The following is a 15,141-nucleotide window of genomic DNA, read 5'->3' on the forward strand; positions in this document are numbered from 1 at the left end:
TTACGGATTGAGGGTTAAGAGTTCTTCTGCCTGCTCCTCCGGAAATTCAATACAGTCGAGTTGGGTTTTTACAGGATCCATAAACTCAAAATAGGCCGGTCTAAGAATTTCAGCCAGTGGTTCTGCAGCCGGGAGTTTTTCGCGGAGCGGATCTACCTGTCGGCCGTTCTTCCAGAAGCGGTAGCAGACATGAGGTCCACCGGTATTCCCTGTCATCCCTATCCAGCCGATGACTTCACCCTGTTTTACGTACTCTCCCCTGCGAACATTTTGTGCTTTCATATGCAGGTACTGGGTACTATATGTACCATTGTGTCTTATCTTGACGTATTTCCCATTTCCTCCTCTGCGGGTAGATTCTGTTACTATTCCATCTGCCGTGGCCAGGATGGGTGTACCAATCGGTGCTGCGTAATCGGTGCCCTTATGAGGCCTTACCTTGTATCCGTAATAGCGAATCTTTCGTTTGAGGTTGTAGCGAGATGAGAGTCGGCCAAATTTTAGGGGGGCTCTTAGAAATGTACGTCGCAGGTTATTGGCCTCCTGATCGTAATATTCTTTTATGTCGAGCGAATCATTATGGTAGGCGAAGGCGTAGAAAGGTTCCCCTCTGTGCTCAAAATAAGCTGCTTTTATTGAACCTGCCCCGGCATAAATGCTGTCATTGATATATTTTTCCTCATAGATAATCCTAAATTTATCTCCGGCATCGAGCTTAAAGAAGTCGATCGTCCAGGCATATATTCCCGATAATTCATTGACCATGAGGTAATCAATATTCTGTTTTACAATAACATCGGATAGGGAGCCACCCTGTGGAATAACCCCTGATGCCTCGCGTTGTACAATTTTAACTTCCTTTCTTCCTTTATAGGCAAGTACCGTATCCCTGAAGTCGACCACCGTATAATTAATGGGGTCATTCTCATAGACGAATATTTTGGCTACCTGCGAGGTGTCCTTAGATTTAAGTATGGTGTATGGATTTCCAACCCGAATACGCCTAACGTCGAAAGTATCCTTAAACCTTTGGGTAAGCTCGTAGATCTTAGGGTAGTCTACTTTGTTCCTCGTCATCAGGTCCCCAAAAATATCACCTCTTTTAATAGTATCTTCAACAACTATATAGTCTGAGAGGTTAAAGCCGTATTTCTCAATATTTCTTTCGAGGATGATTGGCTGTGCAGTTGCATCTTCGGCAGCCACAGAAGATGTTGATTTATCGTCTCCACATGAGGACAGGAGGATACATGCTAAAAAGAGGCCCCAGTATTTTCGCATTGTATTTGTTAAGTTATTTTTTCGGGATTAAATAAGTGGTCTACCCATTGTTTTCCCCAATTTTCTAATTCCTTTTCGGTGTGCAATTTCGGAAAAAACACCACCTTTTGAAAGCTTGGCGGTAAATATTCCTTCCAATTGGTCCCACCTGTTGCTTCTATTGCCTTATCGCCTTTGCTGAGATAACGGTAGGCCGACCCCATGTGCATCAGTGGCCAGTTTACGTTCGCATTCAGATCCATCCTTCTTAACGCTTCTTTGAGCGCTTTATTATTCCGGCTTTTTTCTGGTAAATGCAGGTATTTGTGATAGATTGTATTCTCTTTTACTTCTTTTGCGATCCTGATAAATCTGGGCGTGTAGCGGTATTCAAATTGCTTTAGTGTTAATGTTTTTTCGCCTGTGTTAACATCGGTCGCCCCTTTTTTCCAATATATATGCTCGTAAAGGTCTTCAATACTGTCTTCTTTTGAAAGATTCGACCTGTCTGAATGATGCAATAGGTTTTCCAGGGGCGTAGCATAAATTTCTATCATACGATATTGAGCCGATTGGAATCCGCTTGAAGGCAAAAGGGCCATTCTGTAGCGGAGAAATTGCTCTCTTTCCATCCCGGTGATCATAATACTGAAGGAAGATATCAGTGCTTTGTAATAATTGTTTATGCGATTTAGTTTTTCAATGAATTGGTCTACTTCCTGCGACCTGTCATCCACTATCTGTTTTTCTTCGTGTATGATAAGCTTAAAATACAATTCGGTGATCTGGTGATACATGATAAATATCTCCTCATCCGGAAAGTAGGTCCTGGGTACCTGAAGACTTAAAAGGGTATCGAGATGGATATAGTCCCAATAGGTAAGATATCGCTGGTAAAGAAGTCCGTCCAGGTAAGAACTGAGGTCCTGTCCTGAATCCTTGTATTTCTCAGCCAGCTTTTCGATCTGGGATGCGATCTGCTCCTTTTTTTCCATGCTTTTGTTAGTCCATTATGATCTTAAACTGGTGTTTTAATCCATTATAGCCGTCAAGGTCGGCCTTTAGAGATCCTACGGCCAGATCAGCTTTAATGCGAATAGGAATCTTATTCAGATCATTTGACACCCATAAGGTAAGACTTTCCTGTTCTTTAAATACCCTGCCTGCCTGTACGTAAGGTCTGAATTTAAGACATTCAACTTTACCGAATTTTGTCCTTAGGATATCTTTCCCCAGATATTTCAGTTTAAACTTAAATACCCCATCGTCATCATAGAGCATATTTAATTGAATCGACTTCCCAATTTCCAGATCCCCTATTTCGTAATTGTTCCTCAGGTAATAAAAGCCTGATACCAGATCCTGGATATTCCCACCCAGGTCAAAATTAAACTTTTTATCATTTTTCTTATCGTCCAGCAGGGCTTCTTTCCGGTCGTAATCAAAGTTGATTTCTATATCTTTGGTATATCCTCCTTCGTCAACCTTTCTGATAAATCGATATGGTTTCCCATTATTCATATCAAAATAACTTTCATAGGTGTCATCGACCTTAAAAAAAATACTGGCAAACCCTGTGGTCTTTCCCCTCCCTACTACATGGTAAACGGGTGTCTGCCCCACACTGTCAGTTTTGACGTGCAGAGTGGCATAGCTCGCGTTCAGAAAACCGTAATGAATTCTGAATTTTAGCCATTCCCCGGGCTTAAAGGCTTCATGTATGTTTTGAGCATACATCATTCCCTGAAGAAAAAGAAACACAAGTAATACCTTCTTTTTCATATTATATTTTGTTCAAAATTACTAAATCGGGCATCACAGCCATCTCATTAACGTTATTTAAACAATATTTATTCCAAACTGGTATACAAAAAAAAGCCCCGACGAGAGTCGGAGCTTTTCCTAAATAACCAACCAAACTTTAAATTATGAAAAACCAATACTTAAAGTTATAAGGGAACCACCCCTTATGACAACAAATTTAATACAACTTTCTGAAACTGCATTTCGTTTTAACGTAATTTAACGAGAACGTTAACAATAGTTTATTAAATCACAATTTAAAACAGACAAAAGGTGGTCATAATCAAAGGGTTCCCCTGGATTCCTGCTCTCTTTCAATTGCTTCAAAAAGCGCTTTAAAATTTCCTTTCCCGAAAGATTTGGCACCTTTGCGCTGAATGATCTCAATGAACATGGTAGGCCTGTCCAGAATAGGTTTGGTAAAGATTTGCAACAAATACCCTTCATCATCCCGATCGATCAGAATCCCCAACTCTCTGAGGGGAGCCAGGTCCTCATCAATTTCCCCAACCCGATCGAGTACATCCTCATAGTAGGTTACCGGAACTGTGAGAAACTCTACCCCCCGGTCCCTTAAAGAACTCACTGTTTCAATAATGTTATCTGTTGCCAGAGCCATGTGTTGTACTCCAGCACCATTGTAGAATTCTATGTACTCTTCTATTTGTGACTTCTTACGTCCTTCGGCAGGTTCGTTAATCGGAAATTTAATTCGTCCGTTCCCATTGCTCATCACCTTACTCATCAGGGCGGTGTATTCTGTTGAGATATCCTTGTCATCAAAAGAAACCAATTGTGCAAATCCCATAACATGGGCATAAAACTGGCACCATTTATTCATTTCGTTCCACCCTACGTTCCCAACCATATGATCAATGTATTTTAATCCCACGTCTGAGGGTTGGTAATGGGGGTTCCACGCTTTATACCCTGGCATAAATACGCCTTTGTAATTACTTCTTTCCACAAATACGTGTACAGTTTCACCGTAGGTGTGGATTCCGGAGAGAACCACCTCTCCCTGATCGTCCTTTATGGTTTTTGGTTCGAAATATGATTCCGCTCCGCGCTTTACAGTTTCCTTATAACTCTTAGTGGCGTCATCTACCCATAGGGCAATAGCCTTTACACCATCTCCATGCAGATCTATGTGCCGATTTATATCTCCTCCCGATTTCAGGGGAGAAGTAAGAACTAATCTAATCTTATCCTGTTGCAACACATAAGAAACCCTGTCTTTTAATCCGGTTTCCAGACCAGCATATGCAAGAGGTTGAAATCCCCATGCCGCCATATAATAATACGCTGCCTGTTTTGCATTCCCAACGTAGAGCTCTACGTGATCTGTCCCTAAAAGGGGCAGGAAATCTTCTGCCTCAGGATTTTCCTTAGGCAAGTGTAATGATGTGTTATCTAAAGTAGCCATGATATTTTATTTGAATTGATTTACAAAATTATGTGGAGTTATTCCCCTAAAAGTATTGGGTTGCTACCACATGGCCCGGAGATGGGCTGTAATATCTATTCTCCTTGTCAGCATTTGTTTGTATTATCCCTGCAAAGATCGTAAAAAATGAGCGAAAATGAGGTATGGCTATGTCCATGCCTGAGAATTTCTGCAACACAATTTAACTAGAACCAATATCCAAGGCTGAAGAAAAAATTCCCTTCTTCCGTTTCCGGGGTCCAGGAGTAAATAAGTTGTACCGGCCCAAAGAAGGATTCCCAGCCATACCCCACACCAAAACCTGTATAATCCGGTGCTGTAAACCACTCTCCTGTCCGGAAAATATCATCTTCAACATTTGCCATATTGGCGGCAAAAAGAAGGTGATTTTTCGGACTGAATTCATAATCAAAGCGAGCATACGCTTTTACATAGCTATTCCCTGGCAGGCTCAAAAAATCATATCCTAAAAAGGATTGAAAGTTATTGAGGGGGTAATAACCAAATCCCCCGAGTACAAAATCGAAGGAAGTAACGCGTGATGTTCCCAGTTTAAATCCCCCTTCTGTTTCCAGGTTAAGGCTCATATTTTCAAAAAGGGGGAATGCGGCCCCCATAGTTGCCTTTGCAATAGAAAATTCCTTGAAATTATCGTTATAATCAGATGACCAGAGATAGAGGTGAAAATCCCCGTCAAAATAAAGCCCTCTTGAGGGAAAATACTTGTCGTCGTAGGTGTCGAGCGTCAAACGCCCGAAGGCAGAGACATAATTACTCTTCTCAAAAAAAGTGGTATTCTCTGAACCTGAAGGCGGAGGTGGCAGACTATCACTTTGTTGTTCCCCAAGGGTGGTAGTGCTATAGGTCAATAACTTGTGTTCGCCTCCAATCTTAAAGGCAAACTCTTCATTCAGGGCCGTTTGAAGATAGATTTGATTGGTCAGGTCTGTAACCTTCAGGTTAATGTTGTTGACATTAAAATTTATAGGTACATCATAGTTAGATTCAATTACCCGGTAATCGATCTCTTTTTCGAATTCATAGAACCTCGAATTGATTCCGAAACTCCAGTAGGAGCCCTTATCCAAATAGTACTGGAAATTATATCTCACATTGTCTCCAAGAATAAGATCAATGGATGCCACATCGTCCTGCATCAACAAATTTTTTCGTGTGAGATTGATGAGCGCCGCACTTTTATACAGATTGTCGTAATGTGCCGCGATCCGCAGAAAGGTCTTATCGGTGCTTTCTGTAAGGTGCATTATCAGGTCCTGACCCAGTCCGTTGGATGTAAGTTCGTATCTGATGGTTTTAAAATTTCCGGTTGCCACTAAATTATTAATCCCCTGCTGCAGCTTTGCAAAACTTATTTTTTCGTTCAGGTCAATACGTAATTTTCCCTTGATATACCCTCTGGAAAAATTGTCATTTCCTTCAAGGACCAATCGATTTACCATCAGAGAATCCTGAATCGGAATCTCAGGCCTTGCTACAGGAGCACGGTTTTGTTTTGCAGCAAGGGCTTCAAGTGCTTCCTTGTGCCTTAATGCAACCTGCTCCCCGGTGTTTATAATAGTATCTTTAAGCTCAAAATCGATCACGGAAAAATTATTCATATCGGGTTTGATGTAGATGTCGGTTAGCTCCGATTTTCGTTGCATATCCTTGATAGTCCTGAAATTATTGATCTGGAGTAAGATATCAGTGGCGGATGAAAGAGATGAGCGATCTCTAAGGCCGTGCTGCACATCTACACCGATGACAATATCGGCACCCATGGCCCGTAATTCATCAACCGGATAGTTGTTGAGTACACCCCCGTCGATAAGGATTTGCCCATCTACCTCCGCCGGTTGGAACAAGGATGGAAATGTCCCGCTTGCCAGTATGGCTTCTGGCAGAAATCCGCTGTTAAGCAAAACTTCTTTCCCGGTTTCTACGTTGGTAGCTATACAGAAAAACGGAATTTGAAGCTCATTAAAATCGCGAATATCCTTAACATGGTAAAGCATTCTTACCAGTGTACTGTAGATATTCTGTCCACTGGATAGGCCTTGCGGAAATGATAATTTAAAATCGTTAAAAGGTAAGGTAAGTGCGTAACGTTCAGAGTTTTCCTTTTCATAAAAAGTTTTGGCATTTCTGGGCAGGTTGTCCTGGATCAGATTGGCGAGATCTGAACTTCGAAAGAGAAGATCGAGCTGATCGGCCGAATAGCCGGAAGCATACAAAGCCCCGATGATAGCCCCCATACTTGTCCCTCCGATGTAATCGATATGTACCCCCGACTCCTCGATGACTTTAAGAGCGCCGATATGTGCCATTCCTTTTGCCCCCCCTCCGCTGAGCACCAGGCCTACTTTGGGTGCGTCCTCCATAGGTATTTGCTGCGCGTTAACCTGGCAGATCACCATTGACATCAAGAGGAAAAAATAGCTATTCCGCATAAAGTGAAGATAGGAGTTTAATGAAAGTTTTCATATATTTTCTTTGCCTTTGCCCAGCCAACCTCTTCGCTGAGGTCTTCCAGTGAGGCTTCTTTGATCCGTTTGACCGATTTAAATTTTTTCAACAACTGTTCTACGGTTTTCTCGCCTATTCCTGAAATTTCTTCCAGGACAGAATTGATTGCTTCTTTACTGCGTTTGTTTCTGTGAAAGGTGATGCCAAAACGGTGCGCTTCATTTCTCAATTGCTGTATCACTTTTAAGGATTCAGATTTCTTGTCGAGATAGAGCGGAATAGAATCTCCGGGGAAATAGATCTCCTCCAGTCTTTTAGCGATGCCGATGATTGCTATTTTTCCTCTCAGGCCTAAAATATCGAGACTTTTCAGGGCCGATGAAAGTTGTCCTTTTCCCCCATCAATTACAATCAGTTGGGGCAAGGAGGCATCTTCTTCAAGCAGGCGTTTGTATCGGCGATAGACCACCTCTTCCATAGAAGCAAAATCGTCTGGTCCATCAACGGTTTTAATATTGTAATGACGGTATTCCTTTTTGGCCGGCCTCCCATTTCTAAATACTACGCAGGCTGCAACCGGGTTGCTTCCCTGTATGTTCGAGTTGTCAAAACACTCAATGTGCCTTGGTTCTTCGGAAAGTCGAAGGTCTGTTTTCATCTGGGCCATAATCCGGTTTACATGCCGGTCTGGATCCGTGATTTTAACTTGTTTAAATCGTTCCTGTCTGAAGAACATAGCATTTCTTTTGGAGAGATCCAGGATCTTTTTTTTGTCTCCCAGTTTGGGCAATGTAATTTTTAGCTCTTCGGGCAGGCTCACGGCAAAAGGCAGGTAAAGTTCCCGGGATTGGGATTGAAAACGCTGCCGGATTTCAACAATTGCCAGTTGCAGGAGATCCTTATCAGATTCTTCTAATTTTTTCCTTATCTCCATGGTATGAGATCTGATTATGGAACCGTGTGAGAGCTGTAAAAAATTAATATAGGCATAAGCTTCATCGGAAATAATGGAAAAAACATCCACATTATTGATTTTAGGATTTACGATGGTAGATTTTGCCTGGTAGTTTTCCAGCACCTCTATCTTATTTTTTATCTGCTGCGCCTTCTCAAACTGCATTTCTGCCGCAAGGGATTTCATTTCTTTTTTAAAATAGTGCAGAGATGATTTAAAGTTTCCTTTTATAATGTCTCTGATATCACTGATCTGCTGATAGTATTCCTGCTCCTTTTGTAATCCTTCACAGGGACCCTTGCAATTCCCCAGGTGGTATTCAAGGCATACCTTGTACTTTCCGGCTGCAATTTTTTCCTCGGAGAGATCGTAATTGCAGGTGCGTAGCGGATAAACACTTTTGATCAGATCAAGAAGTGTTTTTACGGTCTTCATGCTGGTATAGGGTCCGTAGTATTCCGAACCATCTTTAATCAATTTTCGGGTGGGAAATATTCTGGGAAAGCGTTCATTCTTTATACAAATCCAGGGATAAGACTTATCGTCTTTCAGCAACACATTATAGCGCGGCTGATATTTTTTTATAAGGTTGTTCTCGAGCAGCAAGGCATCCGATTCGGTAGGGACTACGATATGTTTCAGGCTACTGACTTTTTTTACCATAACCCGTGTCTTGCCATTGTCGTGGGTCTTGGTAAAGTATGAAGTCACCCTCTTTTTCAGGTTTTTAGCCTTACCTACATAAAGAATTTTCCCGTCCTTGTCATAGAACTGGTAGACCCCGGGCGACTGTGGGAGTGTATTCAGCTGAAGTTCTACCGATAATTCAGGCATATGGAATATTTGGAGGCGCGATAAACAAAGATAATTTAGCAAATTCTATTAAACCCTCAATTCCTAAATTTTATAATTTGATTGGGGTTTTTCTTCATGCTGCTGTGCCGTTTGGGAAGGGGGATTTAAAAATAAACACATAATTCCCAACCTTCAGCGCCACTTATTTCCAGATAAAACAGTGAACTTTTAAAAATTACAAAAATCTATATTCAGGGATAAATTTATCTTCTTCTCAAGCTGTTGTTTAGTAATGTGTTAGAATATTTTTAGTCTATTCGTTTTGTTCATCCTGTTAAATCTTTACTAAAAACGTGCATTTCATCGAGTAAATCGTACCACTTGTGGACAAAGTGAAAATATTTTACTTATTTTTAGCGCAAACGTAACAATAACTTAATGGACGATTACCTAATCACCCTGGGAATGTACCTGATCTTGATGCTCTTTTTCAAGATTTATTTTACTGTTTCCGCTAAGGATTAAGTTCATTTCATAGCCCCACTTCTAAGAACTGTTCGGCCTTATGCTTAAAAAAGATCTCCGGACGCATTTTCTTGAATTGAGAAAGAACACATCCGATGCTTTCATCGATGAAGCCAGCCTGAAAGTGGCCAACAACATTCTGGCCCTGGCTGTCTGGGACTATACTTATTATCATATTTTCTTACACAGTACTCTTAAAAAAGAGATAGATACCCGCCCTGTTATTACCCTTCTCCAGGGAAGAGACAAAGAGCTCGTAGTTCCTAAAATTGCCTCCAAAAATAAGCTGGAACACTTTCTGTTAACAGACAACACTTCCTTAAAATCCAATAGCTGGGGTATTCCAGAGCCTCAAAATGGCATTCAGGTAAACCCTTCAAAAATAGAGGTAGTTTTTGTCCCTTTACTGGCATTTGATCAGACTGGGAACAGAGTAGGCTACGGCGGCGGGTATTACGACAAGTTTCTGGCAGAATGCGGAGAAAATACCTGCAAAATTGGACTGAGCTTATTTGATGCCGTTGAAAAGATCACTGATACGAACGCACACGATATCAGATTGGATTACTGCGTTACTCCCGAAAAAGTCTACTCGTTCTGATCAGTTTCAACTGTAGAATCTTCCTTTTTACCAAAGGCCTTTTTATTGAAGACAATCAGAATACCAACTCCTGTGCTGATCGCGGTATCTGCAATATTAAAGACCGGTTCAAAAAAGCGGAAATCATTCCCCCCTACCAATGGAACCCAATCTGGCCATATGGTATCGATCATAGGAAAATAGAGCATATCAACTACCTTCCCATAGAAAAGCCTTCCGTAAGGTTCATCGGAAAATAAAGTTGCGACAGTATTGTAACTGTCATCGAAAATCATCCCATAGAAAAGGGAATCAATGATATTCCCCACGGCACCGGCAAAAATTAATGAAACTGCAATAACCAGGGTTTTGGACGCCTCTTTCTTGATACTATCCCAAAGCCAGTAGCCTATTCCTGAGATGGCAAATAGCCTGAAGATGGTAAGGACGAGTTTTCCACTGCTATCTGAAATAGGCAGAATATCGCTTAGTTTGGTTCCCCAGGCAGCCCCTTCATTTTCTATAAAAAGGATCTTGAACCAACTTAATACATCAATGGATTCCCCTAAAATAAAATGGGTTTTAATATAAATTTTACTGATCTGGTCTACCAATAAAATGATGAATATGAGGATGAGGGACTTCTTGAGATTCATAGGGTTTCTTCTGCAGGGGCAAAAATAGGGATTATTAATACATTGTAGTTGCTGTAATTCTGATACAAATTATATTATCACTCCACCGCTTTAATCGTGATGTTTCCGCTGTTCGACTGAAGGTGATAATTGCTGCGCCCTTCCGGGATGTTGTCCTGTATAACAGTGCCGTATTTTGAGTTAAGATTAATCGTTCCACTGGCCGTCTCCAGGTCAATATTGCCACTTTGAGTGGTAACACGTACATTATCCTTAGGATCCTTTAAGGTACATTGCCCATCACTTAATACCACTTCCAATTCTTTATATATTCCCCGCGCCCTTACCTGTGTATTGGTTCCATAAAGGCTGACAAATTTATCTTCCGGCACCTCAATATAAAGCGAAATGGCGATTACCTTATGCGCACTCAGTTTGTCATTTGGAATCTTAAAAAAAGGCTGTAGAGCGGCGGTGACCCTCAATGTATTCCCTTCTTCTTGCAATTCTATGGCCAGATCCTTCCGGTATTCTCCTTCTATGACGGCCTGGAGATTTAGATCTGCCCCGGGGGTCGTTATCAGCTCCACCAGGGCCAGGTAACTGGCATCGATCTGAATATGGGTAATATGAGGAAGAATCAGGACTTTTCGTACTACTTTCTGGCCTGAGGCTGATATTATTCCTAGGAATAGAATTAACAAGAAAAAATAGTTCTTCACTAAGCTGATATGAAAACGCCCCTTTCCGGGGCGTGTCATTTATTTTTGCATATTCTTTGCCTCAATGCTTAGGGTAGCATGTGGCACGAGTTTCAATCGCTCTTTGTTGATAAGCTTCCCTGTCACTCTGCAGATCCCGTAAGTTTTATTTTCAATACGCAAAAGCGCATTCTTCAGGTCTCGAATAAATTTTTCCTGCCTGATAGCCAACTGGGTATTCGCTTCTTTACTCATGGTCTCAGAACCTTCTTCGAAAGCTTTGAAGGTTGGGGAGGTGTCATCCGTACCATTATTCCCATCATTCATATATGAACTGCGCAACAAATCGAGATGACTTTTTGCTTTTTCAATTTTTTCCTCTATCAAAACCCGGAATTCTTCCAGTTCTTTATCTGAGTACCTAACTTTTAAATCTTGTCCCATAATTTCTTAATGTTTTTGAATCAACAATTTTGTATTTACTTCGTCAAACACGATCTCAGTACCTGCATCAAGTTGCTCCTCCAGGGCCAGATCAGCCGTAAGAGTTTCAGTTTTGATGTATTGCATGTTGCTTTCAATCGCCTTTTCTACAAAACCGTCCTTTAATACTTTAATATCTATTTTATCAGTAACCTCAAATCCGGACTCTTTTCTGAGATTCTGTATTCTGTTAACAAGCTCCCTGGCTATACCTTCTTTCCTGAGATCATCATCAATAGTCACATCGAGCGCTACGGTGAGTCCTCCTGAACTGGCAACCAGCCAGCCTTCTATGTCCTCGGAACTTATTTCTACTTCCTCTAACTGTAAGATAATACTTTTATTTTCTATCTCAAGAGGAATTTCGCCTTCCCGTTCAATTTTCTGGATATCTTCCTGTGAGAATTTACCTACTTTCTGGGCGATTTTTTTCATGTCTTTGCCAAATCTGGGGCCTAAAACCTTAAAGTTTGGCTTGATCTTTTTAACCAGAATACCGGAGGCATCGTCTAGTATTTCAATTTCTTTTACATTGACCTCCGATTTTATCAGGTCTGCAACCGCTTCAATCTCTTTGCGCTGAATATCATCCAATATCGGAATCATTACTTTTTGCAAGGGCTGCCTTACTTTGATCTTCTCCTTTTGCCTGATCGATAGCACCAGAGACGAAATAGTCTGTGCTTTTTCCATTTTACTTTCCAGCGTTGGATTTACCATGGTCTCATCAAAGACCGGAAAGTCTGATAGATGTACGCTTTCTAAAGAAGTATCCCCTATTCCTTTAGACAGGTCTGAATATAATTGCTCCGTAAAAAATGGGGCAATCGGGGCTGAGAGTTGGGCAACCGTACGAAGGCAGGTAAAAAGGGTTTGGTATGCTGAAATCTTATCCCTTTGATAATCCCCTTTCCAGAACCGCCTTCTGCAAAGGCGTACATACCAGTTGCTTAGGTTCTCCTGGACGTAATCCGAAATAGCCCTGGCCGCTTTAGTGGGTTCATAGTCTGCGTAGGCCTCATCTACGGTTTTTATAAGAGAGTGCAATTCAGATAAGATCCATTGATCAATTTCGGGCCTTTCATTCAAGGGTATATCCTTTTCGCTATAACTGAACTCATCGATATTAGCATAGAGGGCAAAAAAGGAATAGGTATTGTAAAGGGTACCGAAAAATTTCCGCTTGACCTCCTGGATACCCTCTGAGTCGAATTTCAGGTTATCCCATGGATTAGCATTGGCAATGAGATACCACCTCGTGGCATCCGGGCCAAATTCGTCAAGTGTCTCAAAAGGGTCGACCCCGTTTCCGAGCCTTTTTGACATTTTCTTTCCCTCCTTGTCTAAAACAAGGCCATTAGAGACAACGTTTTTATATGCCACCGAATCAAAGACCATAGTGGCTATTGCGTGAAGGGTATAAAACCATCCCCTGGTCTGATCTACTCCTTCGGCGATAAAATCGGCAGGAAAGGTCTTCCCTTCATCAATCAGATTTTTGTTCTCAAAAGGATAATGCCATTGTGCATAAGGCATGGAACCACTATCGAACCATACATCGATCAGGTCTGTTTCCCTTTTCATCGGCTTGCCGGACGGAGAAACCAGGATTATAGCATCAACTACATTCTTGTGCAGATCTATTTTATCATAATTCGCCTCATCCATATTTCCGGGCTCAAAGGATGCAAAAACATCTTCTTGTAAAACACCTGCTTTGAGCGCCTTGGAAATTTCCTCCTTCAATTGTGCCACTGAACCTATAATAATTTCTTCTGTTCCGTCTTCTGTTCTCCAAATAGGCAGTGGTATACCCCAGAAACGGGAGCGCGAAAGATTCCAGTCATTGGCATTGGCCAGCCAGTTTCCAAACCGGCCGTCTCCTGTGGCTTTTGGTTTCCAGTTAATCGTCTGATTGAGCTCGAACATCCTGTCTTTGATATCAGTCACTTTGATAAACCATGAATCGAGCGGATAGTATAAGATGGGCTTGTCTGTTCGCCAGCAATTAGGATAGCTGTGGAGGTATTTCTCCACTTTAAAAGCCCTGTTTTCTTCCTTTAGTTTTATGGCCAGTTCAACATCGACCGACCTTTCAGGTGCCTTTCCTTCTTCGTAGTACTCGTTCTTTACATACTTCCCTCCAAGTTCTTTCATCTCCGGACGAAACTTTCCCTGAAGATCTACAAGAGGTACGGGATTTTCGTTTTCATCCAGGACAAGCAAGGGCGGAACTTCAGGAGAAGCCTGTTTGGCCACCAGGGCATCATCTGCTCCAAAGGTTGGTGCCGTGTGAACAATCCCTGTACCATCCTCAGTGGTCACGAAATCCCCAGAAATAACCCTGAAGGCATTTTCCGAATTCTGATAGGGCAGGGCGTAGGGTAATAACTGTTCATATTTGATTCCCAAAAGATCCTTCCCCTGGCAACTCAATGCTACCTTAAAAGGAATTTTCTTGTCCCCGGCTTTGTAAGAACTGAGTTCTTCATCCGATGATACTTCTGTGAATTTGCCTTTAAATTGCTCGCCTATCAGGGCCTTAGCCAAGATAACATTGATGGGCTCAAAAGTGTATTGGTTAAAGGTCTTGACCAACACATATTCAATCTTCTTACCCACTGTGAGGGCCGTATTTGATGGTAATGTCCAGGGGGTGGTAGTCCAGGCCAGGAAATAGATATCTCCTTTCACCTCTTGCAGGAAGGAAGGTAAACTTTCTTCCTTAGCCTTAAACTGAGCCGTTACGGTAGTATCCGTAATATCCTGATATGTCCCAGGCTGGTTCAGCTCGTGAGAACTGAGTCCGGTCCCTGCCTTTGGCGAGTAAGGCTGGATGGTGTATCCCTTGTATAAGAGGCCTTTGTCATAGATCTCTTTCAGCAGCCACCATACCGATTCCATGTACTTTGGCTTGTAAGTGATATAAGGGTCCTGCATATCCACCCAATATCCTATCTTCTCCGTCATGTTATTCCACACATCTGTATACCGCATCACGGCCTTTTTACAGGCGGCGTTATATTCCTCTATACTGATCTTTACCCCAATATCTTCTTTGGTAATTCCCAGTTCTTTCTCTACCCCCAGTTCAATGGGCAGTCCGTGGGTATCCCATCCGGCTTTACGTTTTACCTGATAGCCCTTCATTGTTTTATACCTGGGAAAGATGTCCTTGATGGTACGTGAAATAACATGGTGGATTCCCGGCAAGCCATTTGCAGAAGGCGGACCTTCATAAAACACATATCTGGGCTTCCCTTCTCTGGTAGAAATACTTTTTTCAAAAATACGATCGTTTTTCCAGCGCTGAAGTACCTCTTCGCCTATCCTGGATAAATCCAAACCTTTGTATTCCTGAAATTTCATAACTGCTGTTCTTTCACCTAATTAAAGGTGGCAAAATTAGTGAATTTTGTCCATATTTCTGATGAATCGGAAACAAAAAAAGGCCCCGTTAATGGCCTTGATTCGGTTTTTGAACTACATCT

11 protein-coding genes are annotated in these 15,141 nt (G+C 41.8%); 1 reads left to right on the forward strand and 10 read right to left on the reverse strand.

The genetic code is table 11. The annotated features are described in order from the left end of the window. The 6 genes from ACA086_RS01035 to uvrC form a co-directional block, all read right to left on the reverse strand. Entirely contained in the window at positions 1-1,281 is a 1,281-nt protein-coding gene (locus ACA086_RS01035) for a peptidoglycan DD-metalloendopeptidase family protein (RefSeq protein WP_371001388.1), read from the reverse strand. Between the two features lie 8 nt (positions 1,282-1,289). After that, entirely contained in the window at positions 1,290-2,255 is a 966-nt protein-coding gene (locus tag ACA086_RS01040) for a tryptophan 2,3-dioxygenase family protein (protein WP_371001389.1), read from the reverse strand. Between the two features lie 7 nt (positions 2,256-2,262). Beyond that, entirely contained in the window at positions 2,263-3,042 is a 780-nt protein-coding gene (locus ACA086_RS01045) for a DUF3108 domain-containing protein (protein ID WP_371001391.1), read from the reverse strand. Positions 3,043-3,346: 304 nt separating this feature from the next. After that, positions 3,347-4,489: a 4-hydroxyphenylpyruvate dioxygenase gene (gene hppD / locus ACA086_RS01050; protein WP_371001392.1), complete on the reverse strand. Its 1,143-nt coding sequence runs from the start codon at positions 4,487-4,489 to the stop codon at positions 3,347-3,349. Between the two features lie 206 nt (positions 4,490-4,695). Continuing rightward, complete coding sequence (locus ACA086_RS01055) at positions 4,696-6,960, reverse strand: patatin-like phospholipase family protein (protein ID WP_371001393.1); 2,265 nt, start codon at positions 6,958-6,960, stop codon at positions 4,696-4,698. Between the two features lie 17 nt (positions 6,961-6,977). Further along, positions 6,978-8,765 carry an excinuclease ABC subunit UvrC gene (gene uvrC, locus ACA086_RS01060; RefSeq protein ID WP_371001395.1) on the reverse strand — a complete coding sequence of 596 codons (1,788 nt, stop codon included), beginning with the start codon at positions 8,763-8,765 and terminating at the stop codon, positions 6,978-6,980. Positions 8,766-9,291: 526 nt separating this feature from the next. Here uvrC and ACA086_RS01065 point away from each other — a divergent pair. After that, entirely contained in the window at positions 9,292-9,852 is a 561-nt protein-coding gene (locus ACA086_RS01065; protein WP_371001398.1) for a 5-formyltetrahydrofolate cyclo-ligase, read from the forward strand. Here ACA086_RS01065 and ACA086_RS01070 read toward each other — a convergent pair. From ACA086_RS01070 to ileS, 4 genes are all read right to left on the reverse strand, one after another. Next, entirely contained in the window at positions 9,840-10,487 is a 648-nt protein-coding gene (locus ACA086_RS01070; protein WP_371001399.1) for a lipoprotein signal peptidase, read from the reverse strand. The two genes, ACA086_RS01065 and ACA086_RS01070, sit on opposite strands and share 13 nt — an antisense overlap. A gap of 77 nt (positions 10,488-10,564) precedes the next feature. Then, positions 10,565-11,170: a DUF4097 family beta strand repeat-containing protein gene (locus ACA086_RS01075; RefSeq protein WP_371001400.1), complete on the reverse strand. Its 606-nt coding sequence runs from the start codon at positions 11,168-11,170 to the stop codon at positions 10,565-10,567. A 57-nt stretch (positions 11,171-11,227) separates the two neighbouring features. Further along, complete coding sequence (locus tag ACA086_RS01080; protein WP_369748110.1) at positions 11,228-11,611, reverse strand: TraR/DksA family transcriptional regulator; 384 nt, start codon at positions 11,609-11,611, stop codon at positions 11,228-11,230. Positions 11,612-11,617: 6 nt separating this feature from the next. Continuing rightward, on the reverse strand, positions 11,618-15,019 hold the full coding sequence (gene ileS / locus ACA086_RS01085) for an isoleucine--tRNA ligase (protein ID WP_371001403.1): 3,402 nt from the start codon (positions 15,017-15,019) through the stop codon (positions 11,618-11,620). Positions 15,020-15,141 lie beyond the last annotated feature (122 nt).

Origin of the sequence: Muriicola sp. E247 (assembly GCF_041358175.1) — a bacterium.
Lineage (GTDB): Bacteria > Bacteroidota > Bacteroidia > Flavobacteriales > Flavobacteriaceae > Muriicola.